General features: G+C 66.8%; 10 protein-coding genes and 3 pseudogenes. 1 reads left to right on the top strand and 12 read right to left on the bottom strand.

Features of this window, described 5'->3' with window-relative positions:
- Positions 1-8 precede the first annotated feature (8 nt).
- From N0A20_RS13215 to zwf, 12 genes and pseudogenes are all read right to left on the bottom strand, one after another.
- On the bottom strand, positions 9-941 hold the full coding sequence (locus N0A20_RS13215; RefSeq protein ID WP_260580824.1) for an alpha/beta fold hydrolase: 933 nt from the start codon (positions 939-941) through the stop codon (positions 9-11).
- 139 nt (positions 942-1,080) lie between these two features.
- Positions 1,081-1,935 (bottom strand): alpha/beta hydrolase, encoded by an 855-nt coding sequence (locus N0A20_RS13220; RefSeq protein ID WP_260580825.1) that lies wholly within the window; start codon positions 1,933-1,935, stop codon positions 1,081-1,083.
- Position 1,936: 1 nt separating this feature from the next.
- Positions 1,937-2,677 carry a patatin-like phospholipase family protein gene (locus N0A20_RS13225; protein ID WP_260580826.1) on the bottom strand — a complete coding sequence of 247 codons (741 nt, stop codon included), beginning with the start codon at positions 2,675-2,677 and terminating at the stop codon, positions 1,937-1,939.
- A gap of 139 nt (positions 2,678-2,816) precedes the next feature.
- Positions 2,817-3,386 (bottom strand): annotated as a pseudogene (locus N0A20_RS13230) (patatin-like phospholipase family protein); the annotation flags it as partial.
- Positions 3,387-3,558: 172 nt separating this feature from the next.
- The gene (locus tag N0A20_RS13235; RefSeq protein ID WP_260583914.1) at positions 3,559-4,167 is read right to left on the bottom strand and encodes a WSD1 family O-acyltransferase; all 609 of its coding nucleotides are present in this window, start codon (positions 4,165-4,167) and stop codon (positions 3,559-3,561) included.
- A gap of 211 nt (positions 4,168-4,378) precedes the next feature.
- Positions 4,379-5,143: pseudogene (locus tag N0A20_RS13240) on the bottom strand (wax ester/triacylglycerol synthase domain-containing protein); the annotation flags it as partial.
- A complete protein-coding gene (locus tag N0A20_RS13245; RefSeq protein WP_260580827.1) occupies positions 5,136-6,590 on the bottom strand; it encodes a 1-acyl-sn-glycerol-3-phosphate acyltransferase in 1,455 nt (484 codons plus the stop codon). The pseudogene N0A20_RS13240 and the gene N0A20_RS13245, both read right to left, overlap by 8 nt.
- Complete coding sequence (locus N0A20_RS13250) at positions 6,518-7,486, bottom strand: hypothetical protein (RefSeq protein ID WP_260580828.1); 969 nt, start codon at positions 7,484-7,486, stop codon at positions 6,518-6,520. The genes N0A20_RS13245 and N0A20_RS13250 overlap by 73 nt, the downstream gene beginning before the upstream one ends.
- A 166-nt stretch (positions 7,487-7,652) precedes the next feature.
- A complete protein-coding gene (locus N0A20_RS13255) occupies positions 7,653-9,227 on the bottom strand; it encodes an HAD-IB family hydrolase (RefSeq protein ID WP_260580829.1) in 1,575 nt (524 codons plus the stop codon).
- A gap of 67 nt (positions 9,228-9,294) precedes the next feature.
- On the bottom strand, positions 9,295-9,918 hold the full coding sequence (gene eda, locus N0A20_RS13260) for a bifunctional 4-hydroxy-2-oxoglutarate aldolase/2-dehydro-3-deoxy-phosphogluconate aldolase (protein WP_260580830.1): 624 nt from the start codon (positions 9,916-9,918) through the stop codon (positions 9,295-9,297).
- 101 nt (positions 9,919-10,019) lie between these two features.
- Positions 10,020-11,942: a phosphogluconate dehydratase gene (locus N0A20_RS13265; protein WP_260580831.1), complete on the bottom strand. Its 1,923-nt coding sequence runs from the start codon at positions 11,940-11,942 to the stop codon at positions 10,020-10,022.
- A gap of 206 nt (positions 11,943-12,148) precedes the next feature.
- Positions 12,149-13,553, bottom strand: a pseudogene (gene zwf / locus N0A20_RS13270) (glucose-6-phosphate dehydrogenase).
- Between the two features lie 319 nt (positions 13,554-13,872).
- Between zwf and glpD the strand changes: the two are divergent.
- Entirely contained in the window at positions 13,873-15,390 is a 1,518-nt protein-coding gene (gene glpD / locus N0A20_RS13275) for a glycerol-3-phosphate dehydrogenase (protein WP_260580832.1), read from the top strand.
- Positions 15,391-15,448: the final 58 nt, after the last annotated feature.

Genomic DNA, 15,448 nt, shown 5'->3' on the forward strand with positions numbered 1-15,448 from the left:
CGGCTGTTTCAATGCTTGGCAAGAAACTCGCGCTGGACCTCGGCGGTCGCCTTGGGGTCCTCCATCATCGGTACATGCGCGACATGGTCGAAGATGTGCGATCGCGACCCCGCAATCCCCGCTTCGAGCACGGCGACGCAGCTGACGTCGATCAGCTTGTCGTGACGCCCCCAGATGATCAGCGTCGGCACGGTCACCTTACCGAGTTCGTCGTTGAGCGGGTTTCGCTCCATATCGTCCGCGATGATCCAGAAGATGGTGTCGAGCAGGTCGCGGTGGCGCAGCGCGTCGCCATAGATGGCGGGTTTGAGCCGCGCCGGGACGCGCGTTGGCTTGTGCACGACAAAGGCGATCAGCCGCTCGGCATCGTCGAGATCGGCAAGGACGAGCGGGTTGTAGCTGCGGTCGGCGGCCTGCTGCTGCAACAAGCTTTCCTTCTCGCCCATGATGCCGGCATTGTTCATCAGCGTCAGCGTGCGGAGGCGGCCGGGATGGTCAATCGCGAAGCGCAGCGCGATCCAGCCGCCCATACTGTTGCCGCCGAGATGCGGACGTTCCAGCCCCAGCGCGTCGAGAAAGCCCTTCAGCCGCTCCGACTGGCTGGCGACGTCATAGGGCAGGGCCGGGTCGCGGTCGTTTTCGCCGAAACCCGGCAGGTCGGGCGCGATGACGCGATAATCGCGGGTCAGCCAGGGCGCGTAGAAGCTCCAATGATCCTTGTCGGCGCCGAAACCATGGACCATGACGAGAACGGGCTTCGACGCATCGCCGCCCTCCAGATAGGGCCAGACGCGGCCGTCGACGGTGACGCTGTTCTGCACGAAACGCGCGCGCCGCCGCATCAGCCAGCGCGCGAGGGCGACCAGCCGCTCGGGAAAGACGAAATAGAGCAAGGCCAGCGCGATCAGCGGCGCGGCGATCAGGATGAGAAGGATTTTCATGGGATGTCCTGAAGCCCCTCCCCTTCAGGGGGGGTTGGGGTGGGGGCCCGACAGCTTGCGCAAGGCCTCTGGCCCCCACCCGCTGCGACTAAGCCAGCAAGCTGGCAAGTCTCGCTGCCCTCCCCTGAAGGGGAGGGCGTTATTGTGGCCGCCGGACATGCGCATCGAACCAGCCGACCAGATCGTCCAGCACCGCATCGCGCTCCGGCTCGTTGTAGATTTCGTGGAACAGGCCGGGATAGATTTCGAGCCGCTTGTCCTTCGACGCCACATGATCGAACAGATAGCGCGAGCCCGCAGGCGCGGTCAGCGCGTCGGCTTCGCCGTGCTGGAGCAGGATCGGCAGCGTGATTTTCGGCGCGCCCGCCTGCGCCGCCGCCATCGCGTTCATCATCTCCTTGCCGAGCCGCGCGCCGATCTTGCCCGTGTAGACGAGCGGGTCGGCCAGATAGGCGGCGACCACCGCGGGATCGCGGCTGACGCCATTGGCATCGAGCGCGAGCACGCCGAGCCGGGGGAAGAAGCGCGAAAGGAAACGGCTGATCCAGACCGTGAAGCGCGACGGCGGCGCGGCGGGGAGGATCGCGGGGCCCGACAATGCGGCGGCGGCGAACGCATCCTGCCGCTGAATCAGGAACAGCGTCGCGATCAGCCCGCCCATGCTGTGCCCGAGCAGCAGGCGCGGCGTGTCGCCATGGTTGACCTCGACCAGCGTCAGCAATTCGGCCATGCCGTCGGTGAAGGCCGAAAAGCGCGGCACGAAACCCGGCGTGCCGTCGGAGCGGCCATGTCCCCAATGATCGACGGCATAGACGGCATAGCCCGCATCGGTCAGCCGTTTCGCCACATGCTCGTACCGCCCCGCATGTTCGGCATAGCCATGCGCGAGCAGCACGGCCGCCCTGGGCTGCCCTTCCGGAAGCCAGTGGGTGACGTGCAGCGCCGCGCCCGCGCCGGCCGATCCGTGCGGCAGCACCAGCGCCCCGCTCGCCATCCTATCGCACCGCCTTCTTCAGCGCGGCGCTGCGGTGGCCCGGACCATCGTCGCCGGCCTTGTCGAGCTTCGCCAAAATGCCTTCGAGCGCGCGGCTGATCGCGGTCTGGGTGCGCACCATCTCGACCTTGGGCCAGGCCGTGCGCTGGCCGGTGTCGATCAGCTCCTCGATGTCGTCCTGCGCCAGATCGCTCAATATCTTGGCCGGCGACCAGAATTTGGGCGGACGGATGATGTTGATGTCGCCGGTATATTCCTGGTTGATCACCGAGCGCGCGAGATTGGCGACGCTGTTGAGCGGCGGGATCATCTCCAGCGGCTTCTGGAAGATCACCATATTCGCGTTGAGCCACGCCTTGAAGGTCGCCATCGACGCGTGCTGGATCGCCTCGATCGGCGCCATCTGCTTGCGCGTGTCGCTCGCGAAGGGCAGCGCGATCGGGTTCGCCTGGCTGACGATATGATGGTTGACGCCATAGAGGCGTTCGAGCCGCTTGGTCGGAATGTCGTGCGTGACCGACCCGTCGACCCAGCGCCGGTCGGGCTGATACGGCACACGCGCGCCCTTGTCGTCGCGCGCCATCAGCATGACCGGCGGGAAAACGCCGGGCACCGCGCAGGAGGCGAGCACCGCCTCGCGGATCAGCACGTTGGGCGCGGTGATCGCGTTGAGCAGGCGGCCGTTCTGATATTTTTCCGCGCGGCGCGACAGAGACGTTGAGGTGGCGGCCGCTGATTTCATAAGCCTCCTGAAAGGTCAGGTCGGGAATCAGATCGGCAAGCCGGTCGCGCACCTCGTCGGATGCGAGGCGGCGCGTGTCGGGGCTGCGGGCCGGATTGGCGAGGCGGTCGCTTTCGAGAAGCGCGCCGATGTCGGCATCCTTGCGCGTGCAGACCACCGCCGCGACGATCGACCCGCCGCTGGCGCCCGACATGATCGCGGGCAGCACACCCTCCGACCAGAGCGCCTTGACGACGCCGATATGGAAGAAGAGGAAACTGCCCGACCCCGACAGGAGCAGCGCCGAGCGCCCGTAGCAATGCTGGGCGCGGCGGAAGAAGTCGCGCTTTTCCTCGCGGCCGATGCTGCGCGAGGCGGCGATCCTGCCCAGCGCCGACACGACCTCGGCGACATAGTCCTCGATCAGCGTCTTGGTGCCGAAGCGCGCCTTGGAATAGAGGCGTTCGTGCCCCATGCCGTCGATATTGCCGTGGATACCCTCGTTGAGGACGAAGAGCAGCCCCTTGACGTCGCCCGCCGCCGACAGCGCGCGGAGCCGTTCGAGCCTTGCCCGAATGGCCTTATAGTCGAAATGCTTGCTCTCGTCGGCATCGCGCCACGCCTGCATCCCCGACTTCCTGTCATGCTCGCGCGCGGCCTTCGACCAGGCGGCATAGTCGGGCGCGGTCACGAGATCGCGGTCGGCGCTGAGCGTCGGGGTGAAAAGCATCTGGTCGTCCTGCGAACTGTCATTTCATAGGCTCGACGCCGCGCTGCTCCATTCCTCCTCCCCCTCAAGGGGGAGGCCGGGTGGGGGTGCTCCATCGCTGGCAGGGACGCTCGGCTTCGCCTCGCTCCCCCACCCCCGACCCCTCCCCGTCGGGGAGGGGAGCAGCATGACGTCATCGTCCCTTGCCCCGAGTTTTGCCGGTCGCGTTCGCTTTAGCAACTGGTTTCCGTGCGGACCTGGCGGCGGCTTTCGTCCCCCCCTTGGCCGCAGGCTTCGCCGCAGCCCTGGATTTGTCTGCCGTTTTCGGCCTTGCCGTAGCGGCTTTGGGCTTTTCGGGCTTCGGCGCCGCCGCGATCAGATCGGCGAAACTCTCGTCGATGCAGGTGCGGAAAAAAGCGATGTCGGGCATGATCGACCGCTCGCCGATGATCGAAAAGGCGATGCGGCCGTTGTAGCTCGGGGTCGCGATGAACAGCCCCATATTGTTCGCGAGCGGCGCCATGCCGTGCTGCTGCACGAGTTGCGCCCCGGCGAGGTATAGCGGCACCTGCGCGCCCGGTACGTTCGAGATGAACAGGTTGGTCCCGCGCACCGCGAAACGCTCGCTGGTGAGGATGCGCGCGACCGCCGCCATCGTCGCGCCCGGAATATGCTGCGACAGGTCGGTCATCAGCCGCGCGCTGACCCCCGCTTTCGCCTCCTTCGCCTCGACCGTATAATCGCGCACCGCCGCGAGCCGTTCGAGCGGATCGGCGATGTCGGTGCGGATCGGGACGCTCATCGCCGACACCTGATTGCCGGGCGTGCTGGCCTTGCTCGGCGCCCTTTTCCTTGCCGCGCAGATTGATCGGCGCGACCGCGACCAGGCTTTCCTTCGGCAGTTCCTTGTGCTTCGCCAGATATTTGCGCAGCGCGCCGCCGACGGTCGTCAGCACCACGTCATTGACCGTCGCGCCGGGCACCTTCTTGCGGATTTCGGCGACATCGGACAGCGCGACGGTGGTCGCATCGAACATCTTGTGCGGACCGACGGGGACGTTGAAGCGCGTCTCGGGCACCCCCGCCGTCATCCCGCCCTCGGCGATCGACCGCCGCGCCGAGGCGACGATCGCGGGCGACACCTTGAGCAGCGCGTTCACGAATTTCACCGGCGACTGCATCGACGCCGACCAGGCGCGGGTCAGCGTCTCGGCGCTCGACGGCGCGCGGCCGAGGTCTTCCGCCGGGGGCGGCTCGGCTATCGCGGGGGTACCCTTCGCGTCGATGTCGCTCATCGCGATGAAGGCGTGCGCGCCCGAGGCGCCGTCCACCGCGGCGTGATGGACGCGATGGAGCATCGCGAAGCTGCCCTTGGGGATGCCCGGAATCCGGTCGAGCCCCTCGATGATATATATGTCCCACAGCGGACGGTTCATATCCATCGGCTTCGAGAAATAGCGCGCGACCGCGATGCAGAACTGGCGCCAGTCGCCGGGTTCGGGCAGGCGCGCGTGGCTCATATGCGCCTCGATGTCGAAATGCTCGTCCTCGACCCAATAGGGATGGTCCATGTCGAACGGCAGGCGGTGCAGCCGGCGCTTGAACAAGGGCGAGGTGTGGACGCGGCTCTCGACATGACGGATGATGTCCTTGAACCGCACGAAGCCGCCGGGCGCGGTCGAGGGATCGTAGATATAGACCCCCATGATGTGCGTCAGATTGTTCGCGGTCTGGGTATAGAGGAACTGGGCGTCCTGCGCGCTGAGCTGCTTAAGCATGTCCTTCTCCCGGTGGCGGCAATCGGTCCGCAAGCGCCAGCGTCGACAGGCGCATCGTTTCCATGACGTTGGCGAGCCCGCGCAGTTCCATTAGCAAGGCGCGGCGCGCGGCGAGGATGTCGGGGGTCGCGGGCTCGGCGAGCCCCATGTGGCGCATCAGCGACAGGCCGTTGGCGAAGAGCAGTTTTCCGATCGCCGCCTCGCTGCTGATCCGGCGCAGCAGATAGGCCTGCTTGCCCTCGGCCAGCGCCGCCGCCTCGATCGCCTTGTCGTCCACCGCCTCACCGGGAGCCGCGCGCGACAACAGGTCGGCGACCACCGAATAGGCCTCCGCAAAGGACAGCAGCACCGCGTGACCGACCACCGGCTGGCAGCGGCGGATGAGCTGCGCGACGCCGCGATCGCCGCTGGCGAGCCGCTTCGCCCAGGTCGGGTCGATGCGCTCCAGCTCGGCCTCGATCGCGGCATGATGCTCGTCGCGCGGCGGATAGAAGAATTCGAATTTGAACAGGTCGCGCAGGCGATCGACCTGCGCCCAGAAGGCCGCGGTCGCATCGCCGCTGTCGGCATCGCGCAGCTGGAACAGCGCGATCTCGATCATCGCGCGGTCGAGAAAATGATGGACGATGATGTTGCGGTAATAGCTCGCCATCGGATGCTTGGCGGGGTCGATCGAATAGACATTCTCGCTGCCCGCCTCGTAGCGGGTGAGCAGCCCGCTCTCGACCAGCGTATCGACCGTCGCCGACAGCGCCCGGTCATCGGCGCTTTCCAGTTCCTTGCTGAGCCGCACGCCACGCGCCTGCGCCCACTCCTTTACCGCACCGATCGTCGCGAGCAATTCGGCGGCGGTCACGCCGCGCGGCGCAGTGCCGAGCAGGATCAGGCACATCACCGACGAGACGGTGAGCGGGGTAACGCGATTGGCCTCGACCGCGACCGAGAAGGCGATCCGTTCGAGCGCCCGCTTATCCTCGGGACCCGGTGCATTCTCGATCACGATCGGCTTGCCGATGTCGAGCCGGATGCGCCCCGACGGTTTCTTGAGGTTGCGCATATAGCCGACGAACCAGCCGAGGCTTTCGGCCTTCTTCACCCGGCCCGTCTGTTCGGCGGCATATTCCTCGACGTCGAGGATCAGGTCGAAACTGGTGACGAAGGGCACGAAATGCACGCCCTGCGTCCCCGTCGCGTGGGCGGCGTCGAGGACATATTTCATCAGGCCATATTTGGGCGGCATCAGCTTGCCGAGCCGCGAGCGCGTCCCCTCGAACGCCCAGCTCAAGGGAAAGCGCTTGGCCAGCAGCCAGGCGATATAGTGGCGCAGCACCAGCTTGTAGACCGGCTGGTCCTGAAAGCTGCGGCGGACGAAGATCATCCCCGACCGGCGATAAAATTCCCCCATGATCGCGAAATCGAGGTTCGCCCCGCCGAACAGGTGCAGCATCGGCAGGTCGTTTTCATAGGCGAGCCGCAGCTGGGCGTGGCGCCGTCGATATAGGTCTTGTGGGTGAACAGGATCGCGGTGGGATGCTCGCGCAATATGGTGCGCAACCGGGCGAGTTCGGCGGCGTCGATCTCCATCTCGGGCGCGTAACCGCCGAACATCTTGCGATCGAGCCAGGCGCGCAGGTCGAGGAACAGCGCCGAGGGCCGCGCGATCACCTCTTTCATCAAGGGCCGTGCTTCGCGGAAGAGCTCCCCGACCGGCCGCCCCAGCGTTCCGGCAAGGTCGGCGAGCGCGGCGCGGAACTTGGGGTTGGTGCGCAGCGATTCGGCCACGAAACGCGGCACCTTGTAGCGCGTCCCGCGAACGCCGCGTTCGGCGACATCGAGCGCCAGCGCCGCCTGCCGCGCGACGAAGCCCGCGAATTCGGGGCTGTCGGCGCCTTCGCCGTCCCCGCCACCGGTCTGCGCACAGAAGCGGGTCCGCAAGGCGTCGAGCGAGGCCGCCTCCCCGACCAGTATCTGCGCCCGGCGGCGGTCGCGCAGCAGGATCAGCCGCGCGCGGAGCGGGCCCGGATGGCGCGGGTCGCCAAAGATCAGGTGACGAAGTTTGAGCGCGCGGTCGCGGTCGAACCCCGGAATGCGCCACGCGACGCGCAGCGGCACCACCTGCCGCGAGGGCGCGCCACCGAGCCGCGCCTGCAGGACGTCGACGGGCAGCGCATGGTCGCCGTCCTCGATATCGAGGCTGGTCCACGCGGGTTCGCTGTCGCCCGCGGTGGCATGGATCCAGTCGAGCAAGAGCTGGCGTTCGACGCCATTGCGCGCGTCGATGATATAGAGCCGGTCGGCCGCCGCTTCCGCCACGATCGGCGTGCGGGGCGTGCCGTCGGCCACCGCCCTACTCCCCCTCCGTCGGGGACCGGCATCCGCGACGGAATTTCAGAACCAGCATGTCCGTTCGCCCTGAGCTTGTCGAAGGGCCGTTCTTCCTTTCAACTAGGGCAAAGGAAAAGGACGGTCCTTCGACAAGCTCAGGACGAACAGAGAAAGGTGTCATGACCTAGGTGGTCCTTCCCTTTCGGGGAGAGGGCTTCTTGACCGCCGCCTTCTTCCCGGGGGCAGGCTTCTTCGCGGGCGCTTCCTTGACGGCGGCCTTTGCGGGCTTGGCCTCCACCGTCTTCGCGGCAACCGAGTCCGCCGCGCTTTCCTCGCTCTGCCCCAGCGTGCGCAGGAACATGTTGCGTACGTCGCGGACATGGCTGTTGATCGTCTTCGGCGTCCATTTCGACGTGTCGACCGGGGGCAGCACGGTGACGCGCACCGTCGCCGGGCGCATGACGAACTCGTTCTTGGGCGCGACGTCGGTCGCGTTGTGGATCACGATCGGGACGATCGGCACCCCCGCCTGCATCGCAAGGTGAAAAGCTCCCTTCTTGAAGGGTTCGAGCTTCGGCGTCAGGCTGCGCGTGCCTTCGGGCGCGATGCAGATCGACTTGCCTTCTTCCCTGATCGCATCGACCAGCGGTTCCATCGCCTTGATCGCGCTCTTGCCGTCGGCGCGGTCGACGAAGACGGTCCCGCCCCATTCCATCAGCTTGCCGAGGATGGGGATGTCCCTGATCTCCTTCTTGCCCACCCCGCCCATGTCGCGGCGGATGAGCTTGGCGAGGATCATGACGTCCGCCTTGCTCTGATGGTTGAAGATGAAGACGCAGGGGCGCGAGGACCAGAGATGCCTTTCGTCCTCGACCTCCAGCTCGACGCCGGTGATCGCGGTCGCGAAATCGCCGAACAGCCCCATCGAGAAATTGACCGCCTCGCGCTGCGAGCGGGTGAGCGCCCAGATCGGCAGGCCCGCCGCGAAGGCACCGACGAGCGAGCCGGTGGCGTATATCGTGCGGGCATAGTCGATCCACGACGGCGTGCCGCGGCTTGCAAAGCGCTGCACCGGCCAGTTCCGCTCGTCGGCGATGCCCTTCAATTTCATGTTCGGGTTGAGCGGACGCGGCTTGCCGACGCGTTCGAGCAGTTCGATATCGTCGTCGCTATCCGAATAGAAAAAGCTCTGGTCGAGATCGAGGCCATATTCGGCGGCCAACTCTTCGGCCGCGAGCACCTTGCCTTCGCCGAAGCACAAGGGACGGACGATCTCGCCGGTGAACACCCCGTCCTCGATCTCGTAGGCGGAGCATTTGATGTCGGCGATGCCGAGGTCGCGCGCGGTCGGTTCGATCTGATAGATGGTCGCCGACGAGATGATCGCGACGCGGTGGCCCTTCGCCTGATGCGCCTCGATGATCGCGCGTGTCTCGGGATAGATTTTGCGGGCGATATGCTTCTTGTAGAGTTCTTCGCCGAATGCGACGAAGCTTTCCTCGTCGACGCCCTTCATGAATTTGGCGGCGGCGGTCATCAGCCCCGAAAAGCCGATATTGCCGAGGCTGTGCTGCGCGATGACCTGCGCGGTCTCGGCGATTTCCTCGACCGACATTTCGCGGCGCTGGAATTTCTCGCGCAGCATCGCGGTGGCCGAATAGCCCGAGATGATCGTGCCGTCGAAATCGAACAGCGCGGCGATATGCGGTCCGGGCTCGGATGCGAGTACTTCTTCCAGATGCGGCTGTGGCCTTGGCACTCGCAACTCCCCACCTGCGGCTATATTGCCGCTTATCCCTGCACGATGACAGGTAAAATGGGGTTAATCAATGGCCCGAAAGCGCCGATGCCTCGCGGGCCAATTCTTCAATCCGCGCCGGGTCGAGCGGCCCCGGCGGCACGACCCAGCTGCCGCCGACGCACAGCACCGCACCCAGCGCGAGCCAGTCGGGCGCGGTCGCCGCGGTGATGCCGCCGGTGGGGCAGAAGCGCGCCTGGCCGAAGGGGCCAGCGAGCGCCTTCAGCGCCGGGATGCCGCCGCTCGTCGCCGCGGGGAAGAATTTGAAGCGGTCGAGGCCAAGGTCCATCCCGCACATGATATCCCCGGCGTTGGCGGTGCCGGGCAGGAAGGGAATGCCGCTCGCCACCGCCGCCTTGCCGAGCGTGTCGGTGAGGCCCGGCGAGACGATGAATTCGGCGCCCGCATGGATCGCGGCGCTCAGCATCGCGGGGTTCAGCACGGTGCCCGCGCCGACGACCGCGCCCTTGACCGCCCTCATCGCGGTCAGCGCGTCGAGCGCGGCGGGGGTGCGCAAGGTCACCTCGAGCACCGGCAAGCCGCCCGCGACGAGCGCCTCGGCCATCGGTACCGCATCCTCGACGCGGTCGATCACGATCACCGGGATGACGGGTGCCAGCCGCATGATCTGGTCGATGGATTGACCTGCCATTTTCTACTCCGTTCGCCCTGAGCTTGTCGAAGGGCTGTTCTTCATTGACCCGTTGAAGAGAAAGACGGTGCTTCGACAAGCTCAGCACGAACGGGCATGGGTTAGATTATCGTCTCCATCGCCGCGAGCATGGCCGACCCGCCCTTCTCCGCCTCGTCGGCATGGTAGCGGAACAGCGCGAACAGTTCGCGGCCGACGCCGAGCGCGGGCGGCGGCGCGACCGCGGCGCTGCGCGCGGCCCAGATTACGGGATCGACGAGCGCCAGCACCTCGCCCTTGCGCGCGCAGACACGGACGATGTCGCCATCGACGAGGAAGGCCAGCGGGCCGCTCACGCCATCGGTACCGGGCAGCGCCTCCGGCGACAGATGGATCACCGCGGGCACCTTGCCGCTCGCCCCCGACATGCGGCCGTCGGTGAGCAGCGCGACGCGATAGCCCTTGTCCTGCAGCACCCCGAGCGCGGGGGTCAGCTTGTGCAGTTCGGGCATGCCGTTGGCGCGCGGCCCCTGGAAGCGGACGACGACGACGACGTCGCGGTCGAGTTCGCCCGCCTTGAAGGCGGCGATGACCTGGTTCTGGTCGTCGAAGATCCGGCACGGCGCCTCGATCGTCCAGCGGTCCTCGGCGACCGCGCTGGTCTTGACGATCGCGCGGCCGAGATTGCCGGCGAGCAGCCGCATCCCGCCGTCGGGCGAAAAGGGCGCGGCGACCGGGCGGAGCATCGTGTCGTCGCGCGAGAATTCGGGAGCGGGTCGCCATGTGAGCGGACTGTTCCCCGGCGAAAGCCGGGGTCCATGGTCCGGCGTCGCATCTGGGCCCCGGCTTTCGCCGGGGAGCGGTTCGTCCGCAGCATCACCGAGAACGGGTTCATAGGCATAATCGGCCATCGTCCCGCCCACGGTGAGCACATCACCGTGGAGCAGCCCGGCGCCGAGCAGTTCCTTGACGACGAAGCCGATCCCGCCCGCAGCGTGGAAATGGTTCACGTCGCCCGCGCCGTTCGGGTAGACGCGGGCCAGCAGCGGAACCGCGTGGCTGAGCTCGTCGAAATCCTGCCAGTCGATGACGATCCCCGCCGCGCGCGCGATCGCGGGCAGGTGGATCGCATGGTTGGTCGACCCGCCCGTCGCGAGCAGGCCGATCGCGGCGTTGACGATCGCCTTTTCGTCGATGCAGCGCGCGAGCGGGCGATAATCGTCGCCGTCCCAGCCGATCTGCGCCACCCGGTGCGTCGCGGCGCGGGTCAGTTCCTGCCGCAGCTTCGTGCCAGGATTGACGAAGGCACTGCCGGGGATGTGCAGCCCCATCAGTTCCATCATCATCTGGTTCGAGTTCGCGGTGCCATAGAAGGTGCAGGTTCCCGCGCCGTGATAGCTCGCCGCCTCCGCCTCCAGCAGTTCGTCGCGGCTCGCCTTGCCCTCGGCATAGAGCTGGCGGACGCGCTGCTTTTCCTTGTTGGCGAGACCCGAGGGCATCGGCCCCGCGGGGACGAGGATCTGCGGCAGGTGCCCGAAACGCAGCGCCCCGATCAAGAGGCCGGGGACGATCTTGTCGCAGATGCCGAGCAGCAGCGCGCCCTCGAACATCGCATGGCTGAGTGCGATCGCCGTGCCCTGCGCGATAGTGTCGCGGCTGAACAAGGACAGGTCCATGCCCGCCTGTCCCTGCGTCACCCCGTCGCACATCGCGGGAACGCCGCCCGCGACCTGCGCCGTGGCGCCGACTTCGCGCGCGAAGAGTTTGATCTGCTCGGGATAGCGGCCATAGGGCTGATGCGCCGACAGCATGTCGTTGTAGGCGGTGACAATGCCGATATTCATCGCCGCGCCGGAACGAATAGCGCTCTTATCGTCGCCCGCCGCCGCGAAGCCGTGCGCGAGGTTGCCGCAGGAGAGGTTGCCGCGATTGGTCCCCGCCTCGCGCTGGCGCTCCATCAGGTCGAGATAGGCGGCGCGGCGCGGCGCGCTGCGCGCGATGATGCGGTCGGTGACGGCGGCGATGGTGGGGTGGAGGGGGGTCATAAGGTCATACCTGATCCCTTCTCCCCTTGCGGGAGAAGGATACGAAGCCTTGGCGCGAAGCGCCTAGGCGGAGTTGGATGAGGGGTTGCGCTCGCGAGGCGAGCGCGCGGTCCTGCGGACCGCAACCCCTCACCCAGCTTCGACTAGGCAGCAAGCTGCCAAGTCTGCGCAACCCTCTCCCGCAAGGGGAGAGGGGAGGTAGGTCTTCAATCATGCCAGCTCGCCCCGTCGCGCTCGATCAGGGCGATCGCCGAACTGGGCCCCCAGCTGCCCGCGGTGTAGCTCTGCGGCGCTAGGTCGACCGCGGCCCAGGCGTCGCGGATCGAATCGATCCACTGCCATTGCGCCTCCACCTCGTCACGGCGAACGAACAGCGTCTGGTCGCCTTCGATGAAGTCGAGCAGCAGCCGTTCGTAGGCGATCCGCCGCCGCTCGCCCGCGAAGCTGTGCGAGAGCGAGACGTCCATCGTCACCTCTTTCAGCTTCACCCCGTCGCGGTCGAGCCCCGGCTGCTTCGCCATCACCTTGACCCGGATATTCTCCTCGGGCTGGAGGTTGATGATCATGCTGTTCGCGTCGAGCTTCGCGGCGCCGACGCGCGCAAAGATGTTGTGCGGCACCGGCTTGAACTGGATCAGCACCTCCGACTTGCGTTCGGGCATGCGCTTGCCGGTGCGCAGATAGAAAGGCACGCCCTTCCAGCGCCAATTGTCGATGAACGCCTTGATCGCGACGAAAGTCTCGGTGTTCGACGGATGTCCCAGCTCGTCGGCATAGCCCTTCACCGCCGCGCCACCGACGGCGCCGCTCGCATATTGGCCTTTCACGCTGTGGATCTTGACGTCCTCGGCCTTCATCTTGCGAAGGCTGCGCAGCAGCTTGACCTTTTCGTCGCGCACCGCGGTCGCGCTGACGCTGGCGGGCGGCTCCATCGCGATGATCGCGAGCAGCTGGAGCATATGGTTCTGCACCATGTCCTTCAGCGCGCCGACGCCGTCATAATAGGAAACGCGGCCCTCCAGCCCGACCGTCTCGGCGACGGTGATCTGGATATGGTCGATCGCCTGCGCGTTCCACAGGGGCTCGAACAGCATGTTGGCAAAGCGCAGCGCGAGCAGGTTCTGGACCGTCTCCTTGCCCAGATAATGGTCGATGCGGAACACATGATCTTCGGCGAAGGCGTCGCCGACCTCGGCATTCACCGCGTCGGACGAGGCGAGGTCGTGGCCGATCGGCTTTTCCATCGCGATGCGGCATTCGGTGCAGGCGATACCCGCGCCTTTCAACCCCTGCGCGATCGGGCCGAACATCGACGGCGGGGTCGACAGATAGGCGCCGATCGGGCGGCCGAGCCGGTCGCCGAGCTGTGCCGCCAGCGCGTCGTAACCGGTGCCGACGCTCGGCGTCGACCGGGCAATAGTCGATGCGATCGAGGAAGCCGGCGATCGGGCCGTCGTCGAGCCGGTCGGCGGGGAGGTGATCGGCGAGCGCCTTCCTCACCATATCGTGGCACCCGGCCCGGTCCATCTGCGAGCGGCCCGAGGCGACGATCGTCAGTTCGGGCGCGAGCAATCCTTCGAGGTGGAGATTGTAGAGCGAGGGGAAGAGCATGCGCTGGGCAAGGTCGCCCGTCGCCCCGAACAGGACCAATGTCTCGACCTTGACGCTCACTTCAGTCCCCTTGGATATCCGGAACCGAAAGTGGAGGATGCGCCGGGGGAATGCAACGCAGCATACGTAGGCTGATCCGGTCGGCGCCATCCGTCTTGAAGCCCCTCCTCTTCAGAGGAGGGGTTTGGGGTGGTGGACGCCGGTGAGGAAACACCACCCCGCTGCGACTAACGCGCTTCGCGCGCAAGTCTCGCTGCCCCTCCTCTGAAGAGGAGGGGATGTTTCCATTTCGCCCGGAATGGCTCTAAGACCCGCCCTCATGACCGAACCGCCGCAGCCCTATGACGTGATCGTGATCGGCGGCGGGGTGAACGGCGCCGGGGTGGCGCGCGATGCCGCCGGGCGCGGGGCGCGGGTGCTGCTGCTCGAACAGGGCGACCTCGCACAGGGCACCTCCTCGGCCTCGACCAAGCTGATCCACGGGGGCCTGCGCTACCTCGAACATTATGAATTCGGCCTGGTGCGCGAGGCGCTGAAGGAGCGCGAGATCCTGTGGGGCATCGCGCCGCACATCATTCGCCCGATGCGCTTCGTGCTGCCCTATCGCAGCGGGCTGCGGCCGCGCTGGCTGCTGCGGCTCGGGCTGTTCCTCTACGACCATCTCGGCGGACGGAAAAAGCTTCCCGCGACGCGCAGCATCACCCTCGCCCGGCATGACGCGGGCGGCGCGCTGCAGCCGCAATATGTCCGCGGCTTCGAATATTCGGACGGCTGGGTCGACGATGCGCGGCTGGTGCTGCTCAATGCGCGCGACGCCGCCGACCGCGGCGCCAAGGTGCGCACGCGCACGCGCGCCGAGAGGCTGCGCGTCGAAAACGGGCTGTGGGTGGTCGAGGCCACCGGCGACAAGGGCCAGGCGTATCGCTTCACCGGGCGCAGCCTGGTCAACGCCGCCGACCCCGCGGTGCTCGACCTGCTGCGCCGCGCCGATGCCGAGCCCGACTATGCGATGCGGCTGGTGCGCGGATCGCATATCGTCGTGCCGGGCCTGTTCGGCCACGATTATGCCTATTTCTTTCAGCTGCCCGACAGGCGCATCTTTTTCGCCATCCCCTATGAGCATGACTATACGCTGATCGGCACCACCGACGTCGATCATCAGGGAACGCTGGAAGAGGTGCACGCGAGCGAGGAAGAGATCGCCTATCTGTGCGAGGGGGCGAGCGAATATTTCCGCCAGCCCGTTACCCCCGCCGACGTCGTCTGGACCTATTCGGGGGTGCGCCCGCTGATCGAAGACGGGTCGGGCCGGCCCGAGGCGGCGACGCGCGGCTATCGCATCGACATCGACACCGACGAGGGCGCGCCGCTGCTCACCATCTATGGCGGCAAGATCACCAGTTACCGCCATGTCGCCGAACATGCGGTCGACGAGCTGTCCGATCATCTCGAGGCCGTATCGGTCAAGCGCTGGACCGCGACGGCGCCGCTGCCCGGCGGCGATTTCCCGCTGACCGGCGTGCTGATGCTGGCGATGGAGATCCGGCGCAACCATCCCTTCCTGCCGATGACCGCCGCCGAGCGGATCGCGCGCGCCTATGGCACCGACGCCTTCCGCTGGCTGGGCACGGCCAGGGATTGGGACGGTGTCGGCGGCGAGATCGCGCACGGGCTGTCGGTCGCCGAGGTCGAGTGGATGATGACGCGCGAATGGGCGCGGACGACCGACGACATCTTGTGGCGGCGCAGCAAGCTGGGACTGCGCTTCACCGCCGGGGAGGTCGAGAAGCTGGCGGCGCTGGTCGACGCCAGGCTTCCCCTGCCCCTCCCCGACTAGGCCCGTCAGGCGACCAGCGCGAGCGCGTCGGCGCTCGGCCGGGAAATGGGGCTGGCCG

Origin of the sequence: Sphingopyxis sp. PET50, assembly GCF_025244705.1 — a bacterium.
Lineage (GTDB): Bacteria > Pseudomonadota > Alphaproteobacteria > Sphingomonadales > Sphingomonadaceae > Sphingopyxis.

Coding starts and splice junctions, on each gene's coding strand:
- N0A20_RS13215 (WP_260580824.1), bottom strand. CDS start 941: ATGAAAATCCTTCTCATCCTGATCGCCGCGCCGCTGATCGCGCTGGCC.
- N0A20_RS13220 (WP_260580825.1), bottom strand. CDS start 1,935: ATGGCGAGCGGGGCGCTGGTGCTGCCGCACGGATCGGCCGGCGCGGGC.
- N0A20_RS13225 (WP_260580826.1), bottom strand. CDS start 2,677: ATGAAATCAGCGGCCGCCACCTCAACGTCTCTGTCGCGCCGCGCGGAA.
- N0A20_RS13235 (WP_260583914.1), bottom strand. CDS start 4,167: ATGAGCGTCCCGATCCGCACCGACATCGCCGATCCGCTCGAACGGCTC.
- N0A20_RS13245 (WP_260580827.1), bottom strand. CDS start 6,590: ATGCTGCACCTGTTCGGCGGGGCGAACCTCGATTTCGCGATCATGGGG.
- eda (WP_260580830.1), bottom strand. CDS start 9,918: ATGGCAGGTCAATCCATCGACCAGATCATGCGGCTGGCACCCGTCATC.
- N0A20_RS13265 (WP_260580831.1), bottom strand. CDS start 11,942: ATGACCCCCCTCCACCCCACCATCGCCGCCGTCACCGACCGCATCATC.
- glpD (WP_260580832.1), top strand. CDS start 13,873: ATGACCGAACCGCCGCAGCCCTATGACGTGATCGTGATCGGCGGCGGG.